17 protein-coding genes, 4 tRNA genes and 1 pseudogene are annotated in these 22,276 nt (G+C 66.4%); 14 read left to right on the top strand and 8 right to left on the bottom strand.

Annotation, left to right across the window (positions count from 1 at the left end; all coding sequences use genetic code 11):
- Positions 1 to 12 precede the first annotated feature (12 nt).
- Positions 13 to 1,695, bottom strand: a complete 1,683-nt coding sequence (gene cydC, locus ABB25_RS07570) for a thiol reductant ABC exporter subunit CydC (protein ID WP_057665540.1) — start codon at positions 1,693 to 1,695, stop codon at positions 13 to 15.
- Positions 1,692 to 3,425: a thiol reductant ABC exporter subunit CydD gene (gene cydD / locus ABB25_RS07565; RefSeq protein ID WP_083488194.1), complete on the bottom strand. Its 1,734-nt coding sequence runs from the start codon at positions 3,423 to 3,425 to the stop codon at positions 1,692 to 1,694. The genes cydC and cydD overlap by 4 nt, the downstream gene beginning before the upstream one ends.
- 183 nt (positions 3,426 to 3,608) lie before the next feature.
- On the opposite strand from cydD, the gene ABB25_RS07560 reads away from it, so the two are divergent.
- From ABB25_RS07560 to ABB25_RS07525, 8 genes are all read left to right on the top strand, one after another.
- Complete coding sequence (locus ABB25_RS07560; RefSeq protein ID WP_057665536.1) at positions 3,609 to 5,183, top strand: cytochrome ubiquinol oxidase subunit I; 1,575 nt, start codon at positions 3,609 to 3,611, stop codon at positions 5,181 to 5,183.
- A 16-nt stretch (positions 5,184 to 5,199) separates the two neighbouring features.
- Positions 5,200 to 6,345, top strand: a complete 1,146-nt coding sequence (gene cydB / locus ABB25_RS07555) for a cytochrome d ubiquinol oxidase subunit II (RefSeq protein WP_057665534.1) — start codon at positions 5,200 to 5,202, stop codon at positions 6,343 to 6,345.
- Positions 6,346 to 6,369: 24 nt separating this feature from the next.
- The gene (gene cydX, locus ABB25_RS07550) at positions 6,370 to 6,471 is read left to right on the top strand and encodes a cytochrome bd-I oxidase subunit CydX (protein ID WP_057665532.1); all 102 of its coding nucleotides are present in this window, start codon (positions 6,370 to 6,372) and stop codon (positions 6,469 to 6,471) included.
- Positions 6,472 to 6,524: 53 nt separating this feature from the next.
- A tRNA-Pro gene (locus tag ABB25_RS07545) sits at positions 6,525 to 6,601 on the top strand.
- Positions 6,602 to 6,716: 115 nt separating this feature from the next.
- Positions 6,717 to 6,793, top strand: a tRNA-Pro gene (locus ABB25_RS07540).
- A gap of 67 nt (positions 6,794 to 6,860) precedes the next feature.
- Positions 6,861 to 6,937: transfer RNA gene (locus ABB25_RS07535), tRNA-Pro, on the top strand.
- A 133-nt stretch (positions 6,938 to 7,070) separates the two neighbouring features.
- Positions 7,071 to 7,147 (top strand) — tRNA-Pro (locus tag ABB25_RS07530).
- Positions 7,148 to 7,233: 86 nt separating this feature from the next.
- Positions 7,234 to 8,457 (top strand): MFS transporter, encoded by a 1,224-nt coding sequence (locus ABB25_RS07525; protein ID WP_057665530.1) that lies wholly within the window; start codon positions 7,234 to 7,236, stop codon positions 8,455 to 8,457.
- Between the two features lie 210 nt (positions 8,458 to 8,667).
- Here ABB25_RS07525 and ABB25_RS07520 read toward each other — a convergent pair whose 3' ends face one another.
- Positions 8,668 to 9,750 carry a DNA glycosylase AlkZ-like family protein gene (locus ABB25_RS07520; RefSeq protein WP_057665529.1) on the bottom strand — a complete coding sequence of 361 codons (1,083 nt, stop codon included), beginning with the start codon at positions 9,748 to 9,750 and terminating at the stop codon, positions 8,668 to 8,670.
- A 137-nt stretch (positions 9,751 to 9,887) separates the two neighbouring features.
- On the opposite strand from ABB25_RS07520, the gene ABB25_RS07515 reads away from it, so the two are divergent.
- Positions 9,888 to 10,262, top strand: a complete 375-nt coding sequence (locus tag ABB25_RS07515; protein WP_057665526.1) for a YajD family HNH nuclease — start codon at positions 9,888 to 9,890, stop codon at positions 10,260 to 10,262.
- 106 nt (positions 10,263 to 10,368) lie between these two features.
- On the opposite strand, the gene ABB25_RS07510 is transcribed toward ABB25_RS07515, so the two are convergent.
- A complete protein-coding gene (locus ABB25_RS07510) occupies positions 10,369 to 10,872 on the bottom strand; it encodes a hypothetical protein (RefSeq protein WP_057665524.1) in 504 nt (167 codons plus the stop codon).
- A 108-nt stretch (positions 10,873 to 10,980) separates the two neighbouring features.
- On the opposite strand from ABB25_RS07510, the gene ABB25_RS07505 reads away from it, so the two are divergent.
- Positions 10,981 to 13,449 carry a cation-translocating P-type ATPase gene (locus ABB25_RS07505; RefSeq protein ID WP_057665522.1) on the top strand — a complete coding sequence of 823 codons (2,469 nt, stop codon included), beginning with the start codon at positions 10,981 to 10,983 and terminating at the stop codon, positions 13,447 to 13,449.
- A gap of 58 nt (positions 13,450 to 13,507) precedes the next feature.
- Complete coding sequence (locus ABB25_RS07500) at positions 13,508 to 14,803, top strand: solute carrier family 23 protein (RefSeq protein WP_057665520.1); 1,296 nt, start codon at positions 13,508 to 13,510, stop codon at positions 14,801 to 14,803.
- A gap of 296 nt (positions 14,804 to 15,099) precedes the next feature.
- Here ABB25_RS07500 and ABB25_RS07495 read toward each other — a convergent pair.
- The 4 genes and pseudogenes from ABB25_RS07495 to proB form a co-directional block, all read right to left on the bottom strand.
- Positions 15,100 to 15,345 (bottom strand): annotated as a pseudogene (locus ABB25_RS07495) (hypothetical protein); the annotation flags it as partial.
- Positions 15,346 to 15,494: 149 nt separating this feature from the next.
- The gene (locus ABB25_RS07490; RefSeq protein WP_152981094.1) at positions 15,495 to 16,574 is read right to left on the bottom strand and encodes a hypothetical protein; all 1,080 of its coding nucleotides are present in this window, start codon (positions 16,572 to 16,574) and stop codon (positions 15,495 to 15,497) included.
- A 227-nt stretch (positions 16,575 to 16,801) separates the two neighbouring features.
- Positions 16,802 to 18,049 carry a glutamate-5-semialdehyde dehydrogenase gene (locus ABB25_RS07485; protein ID WP_057665514.1) on the bottom strand — a complete coding sequence of 416 codons (1,248 nt, stop codon included), beginning with the start codon at positions 18,047 to 18,049 and terminating at the stop codon, positions 16,802 to 16,804.
- Between the two features lie 26 nt (positions 18,050 to 18,075).
- Positions 18,076 to 19,218 (bottom strand): glutamate 5-kinase, encoded by a 1,143-nt coding sequence (gene proB / locus ABB25_RS07480; protein WP_057665729.1) that lies wholly within the window; start codon positions 19,216 to 19,218, stop codon positions 18,076 to 18,078.
- A 358-nt stretch (positions 19,219 to 19,576) separates the two neighbouring features.
- Here proB and ABB25_RS07475 point away from each other — a divergent pair, with 358 nt between their 5' ends.
- From ABB25_RS07475 to ABB25_RS07465, 3 genes are read left to right on the top strand one after another with little or no spacing between them, the layout of a single operon-like run.
- On the top strand, positions 19,577 to 20,326 hold the full coding sequence (locus ABB25_RS07475) for a hypothetical protein (RefSeq protein ID WP_057665512.1): 750 nt from the start codon (positions 19,577 to 19,579) through the stop codon (positions 20,324 to 20,326).
- A 57-nt stretch (positions 20,327 to 20,383) separates the two neighbouring features.
- On the top strand, positions 20,384 to 21,667 hold the full coding sequence (locus ABB25_RS07470) for a peptidoglycan-binding protein (protein ID WP_083488177.1): 1,284 nt from the start codon (positions 20,384 to 20,386) through the stop codon (positions 21,665 to 21,667).
- Between the two features lie 35 nt (positions 21,668 to 21,702).
- Complete coding sequence (locus ABB25_RS07465; protein ID WP_057665508.1) at positions 21,703 to 22,239, top strand: hypothetical protein; 537 nt, start codon at positions 21,703 to 21,705, stop codon at positions 22,237 to 22,239.
- The last annotated feature ends 37 nt before the right edge of the window (positions 22,240 to 22,276 follow it).

Raw genomic sequence — 22,276 nt, 5'->3', positions numbered from 1 at the left:
CACAGCGGGCGCTCATTGCCGCTGCAGGCGACCTCCCTGCAGCCGGTACTGCACATCGACCACCCCCGCCGGCAGGGCATCGTGGGTGATCATCAGCAGGCTGCGCCCGCCCAGTGCCGCCGGCAGGTCGGCCAGCAGGGCATTGGCGGTGTCCACATCCAGTCCTTCGGTCGGCTCGTCCAGCAGCACCAACGGACCCGGACGCAACAACGCGCGGGCCAGCGCCAGGCGGCGCGCCTGGCCACCGGAAACCGTGGCCCCGTTCTCGCCCAGCCATTGCTGCAGCCCGCCGGTCGCGCGTGCCCAATCGGCCAGCCGTACCCTCTCCAGTACCTCCCACAGCCGCGCATCATCAGCCCCGGCATCGCCCAGACGCAGGTTCTCGGCCAGGGTGCCGGCAAACACCGGCGCGCCCTGTGGCATCCAGGCCAGTTGCTGATGCCACTGGGCCAGTGCCAGCTCACGCAGGTCCTGCCCGTTCCACAGCAGCTGCCCGGCCTGCGGGTCGGCCTGACGCAGGATCAGCAGCGACAAGGTGCTCTTGCCGCTGCCACTGTCACCGCCAATGGCGATGCGCTGGCCAGGCGCCAGGCTCAGGTCAAGCCCGTCCAGCACCGGCCGGGCCTGTCCGGGCCAGGCAAAACGCACACCGTGAAGGCTCAAACCGGTCATCGGCCCTGCATCACGCAGAGGCTGCGGCCGGGACGGATCAGACACCGCTGGCGCCTGTTCGACGATCGCCTGCAGCCGTGCAGCGGCGACCTTGCCGGCCACCAGCGATTGCCAGGCCAGACCGGCACCGGCCCACAGTTCCAGCAGTGCCACGGTCATGAACACCAGGGCGGCGGCCAGTGCCGGTGCCAGGCCATGGGCGGCATGGCCATCCAGGGCAATGGCGATGATGGCCACCAGCCCGGCACTGGCGCACAGCCCATGCAGCAATTGCGCCGTGAGCAGATGGCGGCGGCGGCGGCGGTCACTGCCGGCCACCTTGCGTGCGGCCTCATCGACCTGCACGATCCAGCGCCCCTGCGCCTGCTGTGCCAGCAGATCCGCCGCACCTTCCAGCCCCTCGAAGGCCAGCGTGCGCAGGCTGGCCCGCCGCTGTGCCCGCTCGCCTTCCCCGCGGTTGCCGCCTCGTACGGCAAGCAGCGGCACCCACAGGCCGATCACCAGCGCCAGCAGCAACAGCAGCAGCGCCGCCGGCCAGTACACCAACCAGGCCGCCAGCAACGCCGCCACCGTCACCACGCCCATTGCCAGCAGCGGCCCGATGGCACGTACGAACAGGCCATCGACTTCGGCGATATCACCCATCAGCCGGGCCAGCAATTCGCCGGTACGGGTATTGCCCAGTTTGCCCGGTGCCAGCGGCAATGCGCGGGCGAAAAACCACACGCGCAGGTCGCGCGCGATGCGCAGGGTGGCGTCATGACCGACCAGCTTTTCAAAGTAACGGCTGACGATGCGCACCATGGTCAGTGCACGGATCCCGGCCGAGGGCGAGAAGAAATTGAAACTGCCACCCAGGCCGGCCAGGCCGGCCAGCGCCGAGGCGGTCAGGAACCCGCCGGACAGGCCCAACAGCGCGGTACCGGCGACCATGGTGACGCTGAACAGCACCACCGAACCGACCAGGCGCCAACGGTGGGCGGCAAACACCGAGGACAGCGGAGCCTCACTGGCGTGTTTCATGCCGGTACCTCCACAGGCGCCGCCGGCCCGGGCAGGTGGATCACCCGGTCGGCCCAGGCCATCACCACCGGGCTGTGCGTGGCCACCAGCACCGTGCGTCCACGCGCATGCACGTTCAGGGCCTGCAGCAGGTCAGCTTCGGTCTGGGCATCAAGAAACGCGGTGGGCTCATCCAGCAACAGCACATCGGCCTCCATCAACAATGCCCGGGCCAGGCCGACCCGGCGCGCCTCACCACCGGACAGGCCCAGCCCGCGCTCACCGACCAGGGTCTGCAGGCCTTGCGGCAACTGCCCGGCAAAGCGCATCACCTGGCCGGCATGGGCGGCCTGTTCCACCCGCGCCTCACTGGCCGCTGGCGCTCCCAGACGCAGGTTGTCGGCAATCGTGCCGTGGAACAAATACGGCCGCTGCCCGGCATAGACCACGCGCAGGCCGGGGGCACGCTGCAAGCGGCCCGCCTGTGGCGGCAACCAGCCGGCCAGCGCCTCCAGCACCGTGCTCTTGCCGCTACCGCTGGGGCCGACCAGGGCTACCCGCTCGCCTGGCTGCAGCACCAGGCTGAAATCGGTGACCACATCGACCGTGGCGCCGAGCGGGCGCAGGGTCAGTTGCTGCGCCTGCAACACCGACTGCGCCGGTCCTGCCTGCGGTGCGCTGATGGCCGCTGTCTGCGCCGCCAGCCCGGGATCAGGCAGGCTGTTGTCATCGGCCTGCGGCAGACGGCCCAACAGGCGCTCGACCTCGGCCACCGCGGCCAACGCATTGGCACGGTCGTGGTAATGCGCCGCCAGCTTGCGCAGCGGGGCATAGAACTCCGGGGCCAGCAACAGGCAGAACATACCCACTCCGAGACTGGGCAGGCCCGGACCCAGCGACATCAGGCCCAGATAGCTCAGGCCAAAATACAGCGCCACCATCGCCACACTGACCGAGGCAAAAAATTCCAGCGCGGTCGAGGACAGGAAGGCAATGCGCAACACGCGGAGCGAGCGCTCGCGCAGTTGTTCGGCCGCTGCGCCGACCTGGCTCAACTCCGCCTGGCCACGTCCATACACGCGCAGCAGGCCAAGGCCCTTGATCCGGTCGGCAAAATGCCCGCCCAGCCGCGCCATTTCCGACAGCTGTGCACGGCTGGCTGCCTCGGCGCCCCACCCCACCAGCATCATGAAGATCGGCACCAGCGGGCCGGTAAACAACAGGATCAGGGCCACCACCCAGTTGACACTGGCTACCGCGATCACGATCGCCAGCGGCACCACGACCATCTCGCTGCGCACCGGCTGGTAGCCACTGAAATAGCCCTCCACCGCATCGCCATGGGCCAGCATCAGTTCGCCCAGCTCACCACTGCGCTGACCACGCAGCCACAGCGGCCCATTGCCCTGCAGGCTGCGGTATACCCGCTGGCGCAGGGCCAGCCTGGCGGCATCGGCCACGGTGCCGGCGGCGGCACTGGCGGCAGTGGACAACACGGCGCGCGCAGCCAGCACCACCGCCAGCGCTACCAGCACCGGCCAGCACTGGTCCAGACCGGCGCCTTCCACCAGCACCTGCTGGATCAACCAGGCAATCGCGGCGGCCTGGGCAATCAGGCCGACACCGGAAAAACAGACCAGAACAGCGGCCAGCCGCTGCTTGCCCTTGACGGACGCGGCCAGTGCATCGAGCCATTGCTGGTGCGCGCGGCGCTGCTGTGGGGTAGGACTATCGACGCGGGGACTGGACACAATGAGCAAATAAGGGCATTACAGGGCCTAGGAGTGTAATCGCCCCGGGGAGGTGGACGGTGACTCATGCACCTTTGGGCCTCCTTGATCCAGATCAAGGTGGGCAATTTCACACTTCGCTAATTTGCATCCCTACCGTTCCTCCAACCCTACCGTTGCCATGCCCTACGAGGTAGCACAGCCATGATCGACCAAACCGTCGTGGAACTATCGCGGTTGCAGTTTGCACTGACCGCGATGTACCACTTCCTCTTCGTCCCCCTCACGCTGGGACTCTCCTTCATGATCGCGATCATGGAGAGCGTCTATGTCATGACCGGCAAGGATGTCTGGCGCCGGATGACCCTGTTCTGGGGCGTGCTGTTCGGCATCAACTTCGCCATGGGCGTCGGCACCGGCATCGTGATGGAGTTCCAGTTCGGCATGAACTGGTCCTACTACAGCCACTACGTCGGTGACATCTTCGGTGCGCCGCTGGCCATCGAAGGGCTGATGGCCTTCTTCCTGGAAGCCACCTTCATCGGCCTGTTCTTCTTCGGCTGGAACCGCCTGTCCAAGGTGCAGCACCTGACCGTGACCTGGCTGATGGCGCTGGGCACCAACCTGTCGGCGCTGTGGATCCTGATCGCCAACGGCTGGATGCAGTACCCGGTGGGTGCGGTGTTCAACCCGGAAACGATGCGCATGGAAGTGGTCGACTTTGCCGCCGTGCTGTTCAACCCGGTGGCCCAGGCCAAGTTCGTGCACACCGTGTCCGCTGGCTATGTGACCGGCGCGATGTTCGTGATGTCCATCAGCGCCTTCTACATGCTGCGTGGCAAGCACCGCGACCTGGCCCGCCGCTCGTTTGCCGTGGCTGCCGCCTTCGGCCTGCTGGCCTCGATCTCGGTGGCCGTGCTGGGTGACGAATCCGGCTATGCCGCTTCCGAGCACCAGAAGATGAAGCTGGCCGCGATCGAAGGCATGTGGGAGACCCAGCCGGCACCGGCCTCGTTCACCGCCTTTGCCATCCCGGACCAGCAGGCCCAGCGCAACCACTACGAGGTGCATATCCCGTACGTGATGGGGCTGATCGCCACCCGTTCGCTGGACCAGGAGATTCCGGGCATCCTGGAACTGGTCGAGCGTGCCGAGCAGCGCGTCAAGGGCGGCCAGATCGCCTACGCCGCCCTGCAGCGCATCCGCGCCGACAAGAACGACGTGGAAGCACGCGAGGTGTTCGACCGCCACTGGCAGGACCTGGGCCATGGCCTGCTGCTCAAGCGCTACCGCGATGACATCGGCAATGCCACCCCGGAAGAAATCGCCCAGGCTGCCGTGGACACCGTGCCCACCGTCGCCCCGCTGTTCTGGACCTTCCGTGCGATGGTCGGTATCGGCTTCTACCTGATCGGCTTCTTCGCGGTGGCTTTCTACTTCTCCTGCCGCAACAACTTCGAAGACAAGAAGCTGTTCTTGAAGATCGCCCTGTGGTCGCTGCCGCTGCCGTGGATCGCGATCGAATGCGGCTGGTTCATCGCCGAGTACGGCCGTCAGCCGTGGGCCGTGGACGGCGTGCTGCCGACCTTCTATGCCGCCTCCGGGTTGGCACTGTATGAAATCCTGGCCTCGTTGATCGGCTTTGTGGCGATCTACACCGTGCTGATGGTCATTGAGATCAAGTTGATGCTCAAGGCCATTGGCAAGGGGCCAGACCAGGTCCTGCCGGCCCTCCAGGCCAGCATGAATGTCCCCGCCGACGCTGCCAGCAAGTCCTGAGCAGGAGAAAACAACCATGGACTTCATCTTTTTGGATTACCAAACGCTGCGTGTGATCTGGTGGCTGCTGTTGGGCGTGCTGCTGATCGGCTTTGCGGTGATGGACGGCTTTGACCTCGGCGTGGGCACCCTGCTCCCGTTCGTGGCCAAGACCGACGAAGAGCGCCGCCTGGTGCTCAACACCATCGGCCCGGTCTGGGAAGGCAACCAGGTATGGCTGGTACTGGGTGGCGGTGCGATCTTCGCTGCCTGGCCGCCGCTGTATGCGGTGAGCTTCTCCGGCTTCTACCTGGCCATGTTCCTGATCCTGTTCGCACTGATCCTGCGTCCGGTCGGGTTCAAGTACCGCGGCAAGATGCCCAGCCAGCGCTGGCGCAACAACTGGGACCGTGCCCTGTTCATCGGTGGCTTCATCCCGGCGCTGATCATGGGCGTGGCCGTGGGCAACGTGCTGCTCGGCGTGCCGTTTGCCATTGATGACACCGCCCGCATCAGCTACGAAGGCCACCTGATCGGCCTGCTGACCCCGTTCGCCCTGCTCGCCGGCCTGGTCTCGGTGGCGATGCTGGTCGCCCACGGTGCGGCGATGCTGGTGATCAAGCTCGATGGCCCGGTCGCCGACCGCGCTGCGCGCATCGGCAGCATCAGTGCCGTGGCCTGCGTGGTGCTGTTCGCCCTGGCCGGCGTCTGGGTGGCTTTCGGCCTGCCCGGCTACCAGATCGTGCAGTCGGCCGGTACCGATGGCCCGTCCAACCCGCTGCTGAAGTCGGCACAGGTCGGCGGTGGCTGGATGGCCAACTACAGCGCCATGCCGGCCACCATTGCCGCCCCGCTGGTCGGCCTGCTCGGCATGCTGGCCTCGGCCTTCCTGCTGCGCGCCCGCGCCGGTGGCAAGGCATTCATCGCCTCGGGCCTGGGCATTGCCGGCATCATCCTGACCGTCGGCTTTGCGATCTTCCCGTTCCTGCTGCCGTCCTCGATCTCGCCGGACTCCAGCCTGACCCTGTGGGATTCGTCCTCCAGCCACCTGACCCTGTGGATCATGTTGCTGTGCACGATCGTCTTCCTGCCGATCATCATCGCCTACACCACCTGGGTGTACCGCGTGCTGAAGGGCAAGGTCACCAGCGATGAAATGGGCGACAACCCCAACGCTTACTGATTGCCCAACCTGAGGAGAAACAACATGTGGTATTTCGCCTGGATCCTGGGTGCCGGCCTGGCCTGCACGGTGGCCATCCTCAATGGCATGTGGTTTGAAGCGCGCGACGCCCAAACCGAAAAATGATGTGAAAAAGGCTTGCTGCAAGTGAATTGTCCACGTATCATTTGCAGCTCCTTCGGGGTGTAGCTCAGTCTGGTAGAGCGCTACGTTCGGGACGTAGAGGTCGCAGGTTCGAATCCTGTCTCCCCGACCATCCAAAAAGCCTGGGAAGCTGTATCTCCCGGGCTTTTTTGTGGAATGGTCGGTTTTATCCGCCGCACGGTCCGAAGCCGGCAGTGGTGCAGATTCCCTGGCGGGAATGTTTTCTTCGGGGTGTAGCTCAGTCTGGTAGAGCGCTACGTTCGGGACGTAGAGGTCGCAGGTTCGAATCCTGTCTCCCCGACCATCTCACTGCTGCAGTGGAGCTGGTCCACGCATTCACGCCTTGCCTTCCTTTTTGGAAGGAACACCTTCGGGGTGTAGCTCAGTCTGGTAGAGCGCTACGTTCGGGACGTAGAGGTCGCAGGTTCGAATCCTGTCTCCCCGACCATTGAACAAACCGGCCGCAAGGTCGGTTTTTTCATGGGCCATCCCGGCCCTCCCGCATGCCGGGGCAGACAAGTCCGAAGACACATTTGAAGCTTGTCCAACGCAGCCGCCAGGTCTATAATTCGACGCTTATTCGGGGTGTAGCTCAGTCTGGTAGAGCGCTACGTTCGGGACGTAGAGGTCGCAGGTTCGAATCCTGTCTCCCCGACCATCAAAAAGCCGGCCTTGCGCCGGCTTTTTGCGTTGGCCAACCCGGCCCGCATCGGTTTGTCCGGCCCTGCCCGACCAAGGATCCGCATGTCCAGCCGCCCTGCCCCATCCCTGCACCGCCACCGCCCATGGCTTGCCCTGGCCGCCATCGTGCTGACGGCGATCAACCTGCGTACTGCGGTTACCTCGATCACGCCATTGCTGGCCGGGCTCGGCGCGCAATTTGGCTTTGGCGCCACCATGACCGGTGTCTTCGGGATGCTGCCAACGGCCGCGTTTGCGCTCTTCGGCGTGCTCACCCCGCGTGTGATTGCGCGCCTGGGCGCCGAGCGCACTGCACTGCTGGCCATGGCGGTGGCCGCGTCCGGGCTGCTGCTGCGCGCCAGCGCCGACTCCACCGCGCTGCTGCTGCTCGGCTCGGTGGTGGCGCTGGCCGGCATGGGCAGCGGCAATGTGGTGATCCCGCCGCTGGTGAAACGTTATTTTCCAGAGCGTATCGGTGCAGTCAGTGCGCTGTACCTGACCGCGCTGCAGCTGGGCACGATGACCCCCGCCCTGGCCGCAGTCCCACTGGCCAGCGCGGCTGGCTGGCGGGTTTCACTGGGCATCTGGTCGTTGCTGGCGCTGGCGGCGATCCTGCCGTTGTGGCTGCTGCAGCGGCAGAGCCGCCGCGATGCGCTGCAGCAGCCACCAGCGCCGCCGCCAGCAGTGAACGGCAAGGTCTGGCGCACCCGGCTGGGCTGGTCGATGACACTGATGTTCGGCATGACCTCACTGGTGTCCTATGCGATGTTCACCTGGCTGCCGTCGATCATGACCGAGGCCGGTGCCGATGCTGCTTTCGGCGGCGTGGTGGTGGCCGTGTTCTCGGCCATGGGCCTGTTCGCCGCGCTGGCGGTCCCGGCCATCGCCAGCCGCCTGCGCAATCCGTTCGTACTGGTGGCGTGCTGCTGGCTGCTGTCGCTGGCGGCCTATGCCGGGCTGTACCTGGCGCCGATGCGCGCGCCCTTGCTGTGGGCGGTACTGATGGGGCTGGGCCCGAGCACCTTCCCGCTGGCACTGACCCTGATCAACCTGCGCACCCGCAGTGCCGGCGGCTCGGCCGCGCTGTCCGGCTTCATGCAGGGCACCGGCTATGCGCTGGCCTGCGCCGGACCGCTGCTGTTCGGCGTGCTGCGCCAGCACAGCGGCGGCTGGGCCGCCCCGTTTGCCCTGCTTGCCGGCGCCAGCACGGTGGTCCTGGTCGCAGGCTGGCTGGCCTGCCGGCCACAGCAGCTGGAAGACCAGTGGCTGCAAGCTACCCCGAAGTAGGCGCAGCCGCTGCGCCACGATGGCCAGCCAGGACACCGGCGGGTTGCCCGGCATGAGCGACGGCGGCCGGCCAAGCGGGGTTGAGCAGCGCAACGCCGGCATGCCATATCCGGCCGGTGCACGCAGCCGCTGTGCGCTGTACGGTCACAACGCGGCGCCTGTGACAACTGGCCGCTGGCGCGCGCAGGCAACGGCCGTTGCCCGTTGCCGCTACAGGTGCAGGAAGTGGTCCAGCGCGGCCAGCTCTGCCTCCAGTGCAGCGGCATAGCCCGCATCGGCAGGCGGATGGCCGGCAACATAGTGCAGCTGCGCCTGCAACTGGCCTGCCTGCAATGACAGATTGCCCCAGCCGATCACCTGGTCGGCCCACAGCAGCGGCATCGCGTAATAGCCCAGCTGCCGCTGCGGGGCCGGCAGGTAGGCTTCAAACCGATAGCGCCAGCCCCACAGCAGCTCGAAGCGCCGGCGGTCCCACACCACCGGATCAAACGGGGTCAACAGGCGCAGCCGTGGTTGGACCTGCCAGCGTCGGCTCGCAGGATCCTCGCCTGCCGGCCAGCACCAGTTGACCCCATCCAGCCGTGCCTGCGGCAGTTGTGCCAGCACACGCTGTGCGGCGGCGCGGCAGGCCGCCTTCCATGGCGCCGCGCCCTGTCCCAGATAACCGACCAGCTGGTTGAAGCTGGCCAGTGGCAGCGGTGCGTACAGGGTGATGATCAGGCGCACCAGCTCCTCCAGCTGGGTTTCCAGCGCCGGCTGATCGGGCGGCGGAGGTGGCGCCAGGGCATACAACCGGGTGCCGCCCTCGCGCCCGGCCACCCGCAACAGGCCGCGGTAATGCATGCCATCGAGCAGCTGGGTGCTGGCATGCGCGCTGCCGCCAAACCAGGTGCGCACCTTGCCCTGGGCAAGATCTGCTGCCACCTTGCGCGGATGCACCACGCCGTGCTCGGCGACATAGGCCAGCACATCCTGCGCCAGCGCCTGCTGTTGCGGCGACCACAGCGTGCGCGGCTCACGCCGCTGCAGCACGGCATGCACCGGGCGCGGCACAAAACCGTAATTGACGAAAAACGCCTCCTCCAGCGGCAGCTGCCGATAGCGCTGTTGCAACTCGCCGGCACGGTAACCGCTCACCCGATGGCGCAGGGTCAGGTCCTGCGCACGTGCCGGCGCACGGATCGGGTCGGCTTGAACGAAGCCAAGGGTATCGAGCGCGCGCAGCAGCGAGGTCGGCTTGAACAGGGAGCGCGCCACCGCATAGCGCCGCAGATGCGACAGGGTCAGGGTCATCCACGAATGATGCCAGCGGCGCAGCCGATCCGGCACAATGCACTGGCTGGATGTCTGCCGGCCCCGATAAGCTGCTGCCCGCCGGGGCATGGATGCCACCAGCGGCCCGTCCATTACCTGCCAGCCGATCCCACCGCATGTCGCCAAAATCCTCCCCCGCCCCATCCTCGACCCTGGACCGCATCGTTGCCCAGGCCCGACGTGACGCCGAACAGCGCGAAAAGGGCTACCGCGAGCGTGCCCTGAAGATGTATCCGTGGGTCTGTGGCCGCTGCAGCCGTGAGTTCACCCGGGCCAACCTGGTCGAACTGACCGTGCACCACCGCAACCACAACCATGACGACAACCCGGCCGATGGCAGCAACTGGGAGCTGTTGTGCGTGTACTGCCATGACAACGAACACTCCCGCTATGGCGACCATACCGGGGTGGCGGCCAACCGCGCCGAGGACCAGGTGGCTGCCGCCACCGCCAATCCGTTTGCCGGGTTGAAAGACCTGCTCAAGCGCTGAGCAAGCAGCGTACCTGCTGCGCTACCGGCCCTGCCGGCAAGCCACCACGCCGAGCCGGGCTGAGCCTGGCAGGCACCGGCAGCAACCGGCAGCAACCGGCGCATGCTCAGCCGGTCACATCACCGATGTCATTGGCCTGCCAGTCCGCCGGCATCTGCGACTGCTCGCAATGGCGGGCACGGTGCTCCCAGCCATCGGCGCTGCGCGTCTGGAACCGGGTCGCCCCGGGAATCGTCCAGGTCACAACGCTGGTTTGCGCCGGCAGGCCGCCCTGCAGCTCGGCGCAGGACTGGGTGACCCGGTAGCTCTGCGGCCCGGTCTGTTCGATCCGTTCAAAGTGGCAGTAATCACGGGCACCGCCAATGCCCTCACGGCGCAGCAGCACGGTGGTCGCATGGGAGGCCGCGGAACAGGCGGTGTCGGTGGCCACGTAATAACCGGGTTTGAGCGGCAGCGATGCCAGCGTGGCCGCCAGGTTGCCGGCCACGGCCTCGGCCGGAACGCTGACTGGCGGCGTTGCCGGCGCGCGGCTGGCCGGGGGCTGTTCACAGCCGGCACCGGCGGCAGAACACAGCACCAGCAGCCAACAGGATCCACGGATCGGTTTCATCGCTGATACCTGCGAAGGCGGCAAGGCCTGCAGACTGTGCCTGGTGCAATGAAAAAAGCGTCAGCACGCGGCCTATGATGGATGCCTGATCAAGGGAAAATCCACCGCATGACCCAACTGCCCGTGCCACCGGAGTGCCTGCAAGGCAGCAATCCGCAGACCGGACTGGACAACGCACAGCTGGCCGGACGCCGGCGGCAGTTCGGCGACAACGATGTCACCGAAGCACGGCAACGGCGCTGGTGGACGGTGATCCTGGCCTCGGCAGCAGACCCGATGCTGTGGTTCCTGCTGGTGGTGAGCGGGCTGTTCTTCCTGCTCGGCGACACCACCGAGGCGGTCGTGCTGCTGCTGGCGATCATCCCGCTGCTGGGCATGGATGCGTGGCTGCACCGGCGCACCCAGGCTTCCACCGAAGGCCTGGCCACGCGCCTGGCGGCGCAGGCGCGGGTACTGCGCGATGGCCAGTGGCAGCAGGTCGCCGCGCGTGAGCTGGTGCCCGGCGATGTGGTCGAGGTGGTGCCCGGCGACTGGATTCCGGCCGATGGCCTGGTGCTGGACGAGCAACAGCTGCAGGTCGACGAATCCTCGCTGACCGGCGAATCCTTCCCGGTACGCAAGCAGGCCATTGCCCGCCAGGCCAACCCGCCGACCCAGGCCGATCCGGCGCAGTGGGCACATGCCGGCACCCGGCTGCTCAGCGGCACTGCCCGGCTGTGGATCGTGCATACCGGCGCGCAGACCCGCTACGGCGAGATCGTGCGCCTGAGCCGCGCCACCGGCCAGGCCCGCACTCCGTTGCAGCAGGCGGTCTCACGCCTGGTGCGCTGGATCCTGCTGGCCGCGCTGCTGCTGTGCCTGCTGCTGGCCGTGGTGCGCCTGGTCCAGGGGCATGGCCTGATCGATGCACTGATCAGCGCACTGACCCTGGCCGTGGCCGCACTGCCGGAGGAGTTCCCGGTGGTGTTCACCCTGTTCCTGGGCGTGGGCGTGTACCGGCTGGCACAGCGCCAGGCGCTGGTGCGGCGCGCGGTGGCGGTGGAGAACATCGGCCGGGTCAGCGCGGTCTGCTCGGACAAGACCGGTACCCTGACCGAGGGCGAGCTGCGCCTGGTGCAGTGCGTGCCGGCCGCTGGCCTGTCTGCCGAGGACGTGCCCGGTCTGGCCGCACTGGCCTGCGGTGGCAGTGCGCATGACCCGATGGACCGCGCGATCCTCACCGCCGCCGGCAGCGATGCCACATCCACCCGGCTGGCCAGCTTCCCGTTTACCGAGGACCGTCGCCGCGAAACTGCGCTGATCCAGCGTGACGGCCAGCTACTTGCCGTGGTCAAGGGCGCCCCGGAGACCGTGCGTGGGCTGTGTGGGATCGATGCTGCGCAATACCAACCCTGGCAGCAGCAGCTCGATGCCCTGGCCGCGCAGGGGCTGAAGGTGATCGGCTGCGCCAGCCAGCTGCTGCCGCCGGAGCACGACCCGAGCGTCGAGCCGGCGCAGGGGTATGCCCTGGCCGGCCTGCTCGCCTTTGGCGACCCGCTGCGCGAAGGCGTGCGCGAGGCGGTGCAGACCTGCCTGCAGGCAGGCATCCGGGTGATCATGGTCACCGGCGACCACCCGTTGACCGCCGGCGCGATCGCCGCCCAGATCGGTCTGGGCGATGGTGCGCCGCGGGTGGTCAGCCTGGACGGACACCACGACCAGGCGCTGGATGCCGACGAACTGACCGCGGCCGATGTCATCGCCCGCGCCGCGCCCGGGCAGAAGCTGCAGCTGGTGCAGGCACTGCAGGCGCGCGGACATACCGTGGCGGTCACCGGTGACGGGGTCAACGATGTGCCGGCGCTGCAGACGGCCGATATCGGCATCGCGATGGGCCAGCGCGGCACCCGCAGCGCCCGTGAGGCCGCGGCGATCGTGCTGCTGGACGACAATTTCCGCACCCTGGTCAACGCCATTGCCGAGGGTCGCCAGCTGTTTGCCAACCTGCAGCGCGGTTTTGCCTACCTGCTGCTGGTGCACCTGCCGCTGGTGCTGTCGGCGGCCCTGATCCCGCTGGCCGGACTGCCGCTGCTGTACCTGCCCATCCATATCGTCTGGCTGGAACTGCTGATCCACCCCACCGCGATGCTCGGCTTCCAGCAGCACAGCCCACCCGGGCTGGAGCGCCGCCGTCCGGTCGATGGCCCGGTGCGCTTCTTCCCACCGCAGGCGTGGTGGGCGCTGCTGCTGGGCTCGGCCAGCGCCACGGCGGCGGTACTGGCCGCCTACGCTGCCGGCCTGCACTGGCTGGGCAACGACACCGACCCGGCTGGCAGTGCGCGCACGCTGGCGCTGGTGGTGCTTATGCTGTGCAGTGTCGCCTTCCTGGCAGTGCTCAGCGGGTTGGCCGGGCGCATGCCCCGGCTGATTGCCGGCGCCGGACTGGCCAGTGTGGCCCTGGTCCAGCTGCCGCTGCTCTCGCCGCTGCTGCAGGTGCAGCCGCTGGGCCCGGCCGCGCTGGCGCTGGCACTGGTACTGGCCGGGCTGACCGCGCTGGCCGTGCTGCCGCTGCGCCGGGTGCTGGCCGGCCCGCACTGAGGACGCCAGCCTCGTTGCGGCCGTAGAATCGCCCATCACTTTCGAGCAGGGACACGCCATGGGCCGGTTGTCGTGGACACGGAAAACGCCGGACGCACTGCGCAACGGCGGGGTCATCGGCCCGGACGAGCGGCTGCCGTGGGCGCAGACCGGGCTGATGGGCATCCAGCATGTGGTGGCGATGTTCGGCTCCACCGTGCTGGCGCCGATCCTGATGGGTTTTGACCCCAACCTGGCGGTGCTGATGAGCGGCATCGGCACGCTGATCTTCTTTGCCATCACCGGCGGCCGCGTGCCCAGCTATCTGGGCTCCTCGTTCGCCTTCATCGGCGTGGTCAACGTGGCCACCGGCTATGTCGCCAGCCAGGGCGCCAATGCCAACATCGGCCTGGCCCTGGGCGGGATCATCGCCTGCGGCGCGCTGTATGCGCTGGTCGGCGGGCTGGTACAGCTGGTCGGTACCGGCTGGATCGAACGGCTGATGCCGCCGGTGGTCACCGGCGCGGTGGTCGCGGTGATCGGTTTGAACCTGGCCGCGATCCCGATCAAGAACATGGCCGGGGGCAACTTCGATGCCTGGATGCAGGTGGTCACCTTCCTGGCCGTGGCGCTGGTGGCGGTCTACACCCGCGGCATGCTCCAGCGCCTGCTGATCCTGGTCGGGCTGGTCATCGCCAGCCTGGTCTACGTGGCCCTGACCAACGGCTTGGGGCTGGGCAAGCCGTTCGATGTGTCCGGCATCGCCGCCGCGCCCTGGTTTGGCCTGCCGAGCCTGCACACCCCGGTGTTCTCCAGCCAGGCGATGCTGCTGATCGCCCCGGTGGTGATCATCCTGGTGGCCGAGAACCTGGGCCACATCAAGGCCGTGAGCGCGATGACCGGCAGGGACATGGACCGCTACATGGGCCGCGCCTTCATCGGCGACGGCGTGGCCACGATGGTCTCCGGCGCGGCCGGCGGCACCGGTGTGACCACCTATGCCGAGAACATCGGGGTAATGGCGGCCACCCGCATCTACTCCACCGCCGTGTTCCTGATCGCCGCGCTGATTGCCGTGCTGCTTGGCTTTTCGCCCAAGTTCGGCGCCCTGATCCAGGCCATACCGCTGCCGGTGATGGGCGGGGTATCGATCGTCGTGTTCGGCCTGATCGCCATTGCCGGCGCCCGCATCTGGGTCGACAACAAGGTCGACTTTGCCGACACCCGCAACCTGATCGTCGCTGCGATCACCCTGATCCTGGGCACCGGCGAGTTCACCCTGCGCTTTGGGCAGTTCTCGCTCGGCGGCATCGGCACCGCCACCTTCGGTGCCATTGGCCTGTATGCGCTGCTGGGGCTGGGCCGCAAGGACTGAAGTCCTGCCATTGCCAGCCTGCCGGCAAGCATCGCGGGCGGCTCAGTGGGCACGAATATCGCCGCTTGTCGGTGCTGCCCATGCTGTCTGCACTGCCTGTGGCATGCGCGCTTGCGCGTGATGAGCCTTCCAGGTCGCTGCCCCAGCGTGCTGTGGGAACACATCAACGCCCAACGCAGCAAGCACCCAGACCAGACGCGAGCCCCTCAGCAGGAGGGGATTGATCCGCGAGCAGACCACCACGGTCGCGAATTTACTGCAGCCTACAGCTGCACTTTCCCAACGTTGTTGCCGCATCAGCCATGAACGGACAAGGCCCGCCATGCAGGCCTTCTTGCGTGCGGCCTGACGGCCTCACACCCGTACCTCCCTTCCCCGCGCACCACAAACCGCTCGACGGTTAGCGCTTCCAGCCCCATCGGGCCGTAGGAATGCAGGCGGGTGGTGGAGATGCCGATCTCCGCGCCCAAGCCAAGCTGGCCGCCGTCGGAGAAGCGCGAGGAGGCGTTGACCATGACCACTGCACTGCGCAGGGCGGTGACGCTGGAGCGCATTGCAGGCGCCAGGGCCGCTGCAGCCGTAATCGGTCATGACCAAGACGACGGCGGCGGCACGGCGGCACGTCCTGCCCACTACGATGGGCCGATGACAACCCATTGTCTGGGTTGCCATCGGTCTGGACACACCCGCCTTAATTAGACCCTGCACCTGTATTGCTACGGCGGACAGCTTCTTCGGAAAGCCATTTTTCCTGGTTCTGCTGCAGGTAGGTGAAGCCAGCGGCGACACGCGGAGCAGCCTTGTCACTGGCCAGGGCGGCCTGATCGACCCCCACCAGACTCAAAGTCTGCTTCCAGCCATCGACCTTCGAAGCCTGAGCCGTTGCATCCACCGGAAGCAACTTGATGTGGGCCTGGTTCCAGCCCATGCCGACATCAAACTCGACAGCATATTCCTTGCCGGCTTCAACGCTCATCTCCAAGACTGACAGGCGTTCGGAGAACCCGACAAAACGGTGGCTTCCCGGCGCCACGCGCAGCTGGACATACTGCCCACCGTAAAGACTGGCGGCATAGCCATCCTGATTCCAGAACGTGAAGGGCAGCTGGGCAACCAGCTTGCCCGGACGGTAGAAACTGATGACCGCGCTGTGTTCATCGGCTATCACCGGCTCGACCGCCGTACTGACCAATCCCAGCCCAAGCAATTCCGGGTTCACCAGCAGGTTGTCATAGGCGTCATTGGGACGTACTTCATCCAACAACGTCATCGGCTTGGTCTTGGCAACCAGAGCCGCCCCCTCGTCAGCAGGAATTTCAGTGATAGTGCCCTTGAGGTATTCAATTCTGGCGTAGATGGTTTCCCCGGGCCTGTTGTCCAGCGCCATGTAGGCAAAGCCGGCCTTGCCCTGGACCGCATTGATGCTGTTGATGGCCTGATCCAGCGTGAGCCGGACATGGGAGCCATTGCTCAGGGATGCTACAACCCGGTCATTGGCTGCAATCCAGACGCCACGGCCGCCGCCGACAAAGGACTTCTCACGAATGATGTAGACCTGGGTTGCCGCTGCCGCCGGATCGGATACCCCCTCGGCAACCGCCACCTCAGCGGCTTCGGCTGCTGCAGCCAGTTGCCCTTGTTCAGTGGCCTCGACCACTTCGGTTGCCGTGCCCGGTGCTGGCACATCCTGTCGCGCATGCGCCCCCAGCGAAAACAGGCCTGAAACAACCGCCGCACATGCCACTGAAACTTTCAAATACCCAGAACGCATCCTGCATCCCCCCTGAGGAAAGCTCGAAAAAAGAAAGACCTTTACGTCATCGGCGCCCGCATCCTGGCCTTACCAGGCAGCTGGCAGATCCATGGCGGGCGGTCGATCATGCCGCACATCCCTGTCCCTGCCAATACGACCAGACCCACTGGCGCATCCGGAGTGCGACGGACTCAAGCCACTTGCGATCAAACCGGTAACTTGCGGCCGGTGTAACAGCTTCGGGCTTAGACCCGCACCTGCCCTTCCCCACGCACCACGAAGCGCTCAACGGTAAGTGCCTCCAGCCCCATCGGGCCGTAGGAATGCAGGCGGGTGGTGGAGATGCCGATCTCCGCGCCGAGGCCGAGCTGGCCGCCGTCGGAGAAGCGCGAGGAGGCGTTGACCATGACCACTGCACTGCGCAGGGCGGCAACGAAGCTTTCCGCGTTGGCCGCGTTCCGGGTGGCGATGACCTCGGTGTGGTCGGAGGTGTGGCGCTGGATGTGGGCGATGGCGGCATCGAGGTCATCGACGATGCGCACGGCCAGGATCAGCTCCAGGTATTCGGCGTCCCAGTCGGCCTCGGTGGCCGGGGCCATGCCCGGCACCAGCGCGCAGGCGGCCGCATCGCCACGCAGCTCCACCCCGCGCTGCCGCAAGGCAGCGGCCGCTTGCGGCAGAAAGGCCGGAGCAATGTCGCGGTGAACGAGCAACGTCTCCAACGCATTGCAGGCACTGGGCCGGCTGCACTTGCCGTCAATCAGCAGGTCCAGCGCCTTGCCCTGATCCGCCGCCGCATCCACAAACAGGTGGCACACGCCCTTGTAGTGCTTGATCACCGGCACCCGCGCATGTTCGGCGACGAAGCGGATCAGCCCCTCGCCACCGCGCGGGATGGCCAGGTCGACGATGTCGGTAAGCTGCAGCAGCTCGAGCATTGCCTCGCGGCGCAGGTCACTGACGATGGTCAGGGCGGCGGCCGGCACGCCATGGGCGGCCATTGCGGTATGCAGGCTGGCGGCAATGGCCTGGTTGGAGGCGATCGCCTCCTTGCCACCGCGCAGGATCACCGCATTGCCTGCCTTGATGCACAGCGCGGCGGCATCGGCGGTCACGTTCGGGCGCGCCTCGTAGATCATCGCGATCACCCCCAGCGGCACGCGCACGCGCTCGACCACGATGCCGTTGGGGCGCACGTCGCGGTGGGTGAGCTGGCCGACCGGGTCGGGCAGCGCGGCCACTTCGCGCAGGGCATCGGCAATACCGGCGATACGCGCGGGGTTGAGCAGCAGGCGGTCGAGCATGGCCGGGCCGATGCCGGCCTCCCGTGCAGCCTCAAGGTCCTGCGCGTTGGCCGCCAGGATCGCCGTCTGGTCAGCCAGCAGCTGCGCGGCCATGTCGTTGAGCAGCTGGGCCTTGGCAGCACTGGACAGCGCCGCCACGGCATGGGCAGCGTCACGGCAGGCCAGCGCCTGGCTACGGATGTCGGTCATCGTCTTTTCCTTGTCAGGCGGCGCGCTTACAGCAGCACCAGGTCGTCGCGGTGGATCACGCTGTGGCCGTAATGGAAGCCCAGCACGGTGTGGATGTCACGGGTATGGCGGCCGGCAATGCGCGCGATGTCGCCGGCGGCGTACTGGCTCACGCCCTTGGCGATGGGCTGGCCGTCGGGTGCATGCACCTCGACCATGTCGCCACGGCGGAAACCGCCGTTGACCGCGGTGATGCCACCCGGCAACAGCGAGGCGCCCTTGCCCAACAGCGCGCTGGCTGCCCCGGCATCGACGCGGATCGCGCCCTCGGCCAGCGGCGCGTTGCGCAGCCAGTACTTGCGCGCGGCCAGCCGGGTCCGCCCGGCATGCAGGCGGGTGCCGAACAGCCGGCCCTGTGCCAGCGCCCGCACCACCTCGCCATCGCGGCCGTTGAACAGCACGGTGTCGATGCCGGCCGCACCAGCGCGGCGTGCGGCTTCCAGCTTGGTGCGCATGCCCCCCGTGCCGACCGTGCTGCCGCTGCCGCCGGCCATCGCCAGGACCGCCTCGGTCAGCTCGCTGACCGTGTTCAGCGGCTGTGCGCCGGGGTCACGCCGCGGGTCGGCGGTGTACAGGCCGTCGATGTCGGTGGCGATGAACAGCACATCGGCATCGACCAGGGCAGCCACAATCGCGGCCAGGTTGTCGTTGTCGCCCAGCTTGAGCTCATCCACCGACACGGTGTCGTTCTCGTTGACCACCGGCAGGGCGCCCAGTGCCAGCAGCTCGTTCAAGGTGGCGCGGGCATTGAGGTAGCGGCGGCGATTGCGCAGGTCATCGTGGGTGAGCAGCACCTGGGCCACCGGGCGCTCGAAAAAGCGCTGCCACAGCCCGATCAACTGCGCCTGGCCGAGCGCGGCCAGTGCCTGGCGAGCGGCCAGTGCGGCATCGGCCTCGACCCGGCGCGGCAGGATCGCCCGCCCGGCCGCGACCGCACCGGAGGAGACGATCACCACTTCCCTGCCCTGCTGCAGGTTGGCCGAGACGAACTGGGCCAGACCCAGCGCAAAGCGCGGGGTCAGCCCACCGCCCCCATCGGCGGCCAGCAGCGAGGAGCCGACCTTGAGCACGGCACGCCGCCAGGGCGGCACGGGTTGTTCGGCAAACGCGGAGGCAACAGGCGGGGGCATGGTCAACCGGGCCTACAAGGGAGAGCCATTATGCAGACAATTGCGGCTTTACTGCAGTGATCAGCACATACAAGGCTGCCGGCAACAAGGCACACCGCCAACAGAACGCGCACCTGCCCAACGTGTCGCAGCCATTGATGGCCAGCAGATCATCCAATGATCGACACAGATACACACGCGGTGCTGCAGATGGGCACTGGGTCAGAAAACCCACCGGCCCGACATGGAATGATCCCGATGGCACAGCCCACCCATGTACTGCAATCCTGCCAACCAGGCAAAACGACAACACCCATCATCAAACACCCGTATCCTCACGACCGCTGTATCCACTGGCTCTTGCCGGAGGCAACCCACCATGCGCATCCCCACCGCCAGCCTGGCCCTGGCCTTGCTGCCCATGATCACCCTGGACGCCAGCGGCCAGACAACCGACACACCAGTCCGCCACAGCGCCGCCGATCCTCTTGCCAGTTCCGCACCGGATGGGGATGGGCACAACGATGGCAAGCCGGCACGCCGGCAATGGCCGCTGATCCCCGGCGAAACACGCGGCGACAGCCCCGTCCCGATGATGCCCGGGCGTATCTATGCACCGACCGTGGGCCCGGTCACCTGCCCATCCCAGAATTTCGAGGAATTCTTCCACGCCTTCCTCAACAACGGCGACCTGCAGGTGGCTTACACGGCAAAACCGTATGTGCTCAAGGGGCCGTACTACCTGAAGCACAACACCGAACCCGGAGATCCTGCCAATCCGCAATGGGCAACGGTAGAAATCAATCAACCCATTCATGGCTACTACCGCTTCGACGCACGTAAGCAAGCCTATGTTTTTGACAGTTCCAGGCTACTCCCTGGGCAGCAATGGACTGGCATTGATGCCTTTGGCAAGCCCACGGACAACCCGCCAACCCAACTGACCATTCGCCAGGTGTCCGACATCGAATATGCCATGGAGACCCGCGACCGCATCACCACTTTCAGCAAGCGTGCCGACTGCTGGTACCTGACGCACGACTGGACGCTGGACCCGTTCGAAGGCTGCCAATGGCCCGACCAGTGCCGCAGCATGCGCGAGTACGAAGGCGGCAACGAAGAGGACTGATCCTGCCCGATCCACGATGGGCGATTCACAGGCACCAACCCGCCAGTAGGGAACACCATGGACAGAGCCGAAACAGCCACACCGTTGACCTACCGCATCCAACAGCTGGGGCCGCCCCGCTACCGCGATGGCAGTGTGTCCACTACTCACAAACAGGGTATTCAGAACAATGAATCTGTCAGCGGCTTCGACAGCCTGGTGCTGCATCACCCCGGCGACAACCGCGCCGCCCGGATGGTCGACGGGGTAGTGATTGCTGGCAAGGCCGGCCGTGTCTTCGCTCATATCGATGGCCGCCTGCAGGAGGTCGAGTATTCCAGGGAAGATGAAAAAGGCCGCCTGCGGACATACGACCTGCTGCCGGACCAGGTATTGGTCAAGAGGGATTTTATTCTCTCAGATCCTCACTATGGCCCTATGAGCAAAGAAGGCCGCACAGTCGCCGTCCCCTCACCAGTTCCAGGCATCATTGGCGCACGACGTGATGGCGAGGGCTTGATCGACATCCATGATCAAGCCGGCGGCAAGGTGATCGCGCGTTTCCGCCATCTGTCCAACATACAGGTAGGCATCGGCGACACGGTGTCTTATGGCCAGACGCTGGGTATGCAAAGCAATGTGGCCACACCCGCCATCCATGTCCATATCGAAATGGACAGCCATTACTACCGGCAATTCCGTAATTATGTCGATGATCTGGCCAGTGGCCGCTTGCCGGTGCAGGAGGAATATCGCCGGGGGCTGGCCGCACGCCCGGTTGTCAACGACGGAACATTGCGGCTGGGTCAGTCCAGTGAGCAGATCCGGCAGCTGCAATCAGTGATGCACGGCGAGGGTTACCGCAATGCCGATGGCAGCCCGCTGGACCGCGACGGCGTATACCGAATCGGCATGCAAGGCGCCTTGCTGGACTTCCAGCACGCCCATGGCATCGCGCAGACCGGTGATGTCGACCCAGCCACGCTGCGTTTTGTGCACGCAGCACACAGCTTCGAGCGTGATCGCCACCATCACAGCGAGGGTGGCCGCCTGCCCGCTGTCAAGGCAGAAGCCACCACCCTGCCGGGCCACCCGCATCATGCTGACCACAGCGGCAGCATGCCGTCAGAACAGCCGCCTGCCGTGAACCAACGCTCCTCGCAGGCCATGCACCAGCACACTCCATTGCTGGAGAGCCTGGTCAGTGCGCTTGAAACGGATGATGCGCGAGCGCTTTCAACGGTCTGTGAGGAAATCGCCGGTTCTTCCGCTGCCAGGGATCTGCTGGAACAAGGGCGGGCACTGCTGGCGGCCGAGCACATGCAGCAACACACGCAGCAGGCACCCCGGCTCCATCTCTGAAGGCAAACCCATCAAGGCCGGCCAAGGAGGCTGCAATGTCCAGCAATCACAACGCCGATGAACTACTGCAGGCACTGGCCCTGATGCTGGCCAAGCTGGAGCAGCGTGAAACCCAGCTGCATACCTCGCTGGAACACAAGGCACAATCGGCACACCGTGAGCTGCAGCAGCTGCAGCTCCGCCTCGCCGGCATGGTCGGCAACGCGCAGGCTGCGATCGCCGAGCAAGCCAGTGTTGCCATGATCCCCATCGCCAGGGAATGCGTCAGGCGAACCACTGAAGTGACAACCCAGCTGCGTCGTACCAGCAGCATCATCTGGGGCTGGTACATCGGCCTGGTGGGATTGGGCCTGCTGCTGGGCTTACTACTCTGGGCAGTACTGGGTTACTACCAGCGCGAGCTGGAAGCCGCCCGGCAGGAGTTGGCCCGGCATGACAATGCCCTGCCGGTGCTGCAGGCTTTCCAGGCCTCCGATGCAAGCGTGTGTGACGGCCATCTATGCATCCGTGCCGATGGGACGGCACCGCGCTACGGGCAGGAGCGGCAATACATTCGTGCAGCAGCGCGTTGATGCGGCTTGGCTGCAGTACCTGCCGCAGTGGAAGCAT

The organism is Stenotrophomonas koreensis, assembly GCF_001431525.1.
Taxonomy (GTDB): domain Bacteria; phylum Pseudomonadota; class Gammaproteobacteria; order Xanthomonadales; family Xanthomonadaceae; genus Stenotrophomonas; species Stenotrophomonas koreensis.
This window is presented reverse-complemented; position numbering and strand designations above follow the sequence as displayed.

What these genes read in the sequence shown, in the direction of transcription:
- ABB25_RS07510 (WP_057665524.1), bottom strand. Translation starts at nt 10,872, where the DNA reads ATGAAACCGATCCGTGGATCCTGTTGGCTGCTGGTGCTGTGTTCTGCC.
- proB (WP_057665729.1), bottom strand. Translation starts at nt 19,218, where the DNA reads ATGCCCCCGCCTGTTGCCTCCGCGTTTGCCGAACAACCCGTGCCGCCC.
- ABB25_RS07465 (WP_057665508.1), top strand. Translation starts at nt 21,703, where the DNA reads ATGTCCAGCAATCACAACGCCGATGAACTACTGCAGGCACTGGCCCTG.
- ABB25_RS07490 (WP_152981094.1), bottom strand. Translation starts at nt 16,574, where the DNA reads ATGCGTTCTGGGTATTTGAAAGTTTCAGTGGCATGTGCGGCGGTTGTT.
- ABB25_RS07525 (WP_057665530.1), top strand. Translation starts at nt 7,234, where the DNA reads ATGTCCAGCCGCCCTGCCCCATCCCTGCACCGCCACCGCCCATGGCTT.
- ABB25_RS07500 (WP_057665520.1), top strand. Translation starts at nt 13,508, where the DNA reads ATGGGCCGGTTGTCGTGGACACGGAAAACGCCGGACGCACTGCGCAAC.
- cydC (WP_057665540.1), bottom strand. Translation starts at nt 1,695, where the DNA reads ATGAAACACGCCAGTGAGGCTCCGCTGTCCTCGGTGTTTGCCGCCCAC.
- ABB25_RS07485 (WP_057665514.1), bottom strand. Translation starts at nt 18,049, where the DNA reads ATGACCGACATCCGTAGCCAGGCGCTGGCCTGCCGTGACGCTGCCCAT.
- ABB25_RS07505 (WP_057665522.1), top strand. Translation starts at nt 10,981, where the DNA reads ATGACCCAACTGCCCGTGCCACCGGAGTGCCTGCAAGGCAGCAATCCG.
- ABB25_RS07560 (WP_057665536.1), top strand. Translation starts at nt 3,609, where the DNA reads ATGATCGACCAAACCGTCGTGGAACTATCGCGGTTGCAGTTTGCACTG.
- ABB25_RS07475 (WP_057665512.1), top strand. Translation starts at nt 19,577, where the DNA reads ATGCGCATCCCCACCGCCAGCCTGGCCCTGGCCTTGCTGCCCATGATC.
- ABB25_RS07515 (WP_057665526.1), top strand. Translation starts at nt 9,888, where the DNA reads ATGTCGCCAAAATCCTCCCCCGCCCCATCCTCGACCCTGGACCGCATC.
- ABB25_RS07520 (WP_057665529.1), bottom strand. Translation starts at nt 9,750, where the DNA reads ATGACCCTGACCCTGTCGCATCTGCGGCGCTATGCGGTGGCGCGCTCC.
- cydX (WP_057665532.1), top strand. Translation starts at nt 6,370, where the DNA reads ATGTGGTATTTCGCCTGGATCCTGGGTGCCGGCCTGGCCTGCACGGTG.
- cydB (WP_057665534.1), top strand. Translation starts at nt 5,200, where the DNA reads ATGGACTTCATCTTTTTGGATTACCAAACGCTGCGTGTGATCTGGTGG.
- ABB25_RS07470 (WP_083488177.1), top strand. Translation starts at nt 20,384, where the DNA reads ATGGACAGAGCCGAAACAGCCACACCGTTGACCTACCGCATCCAACAG.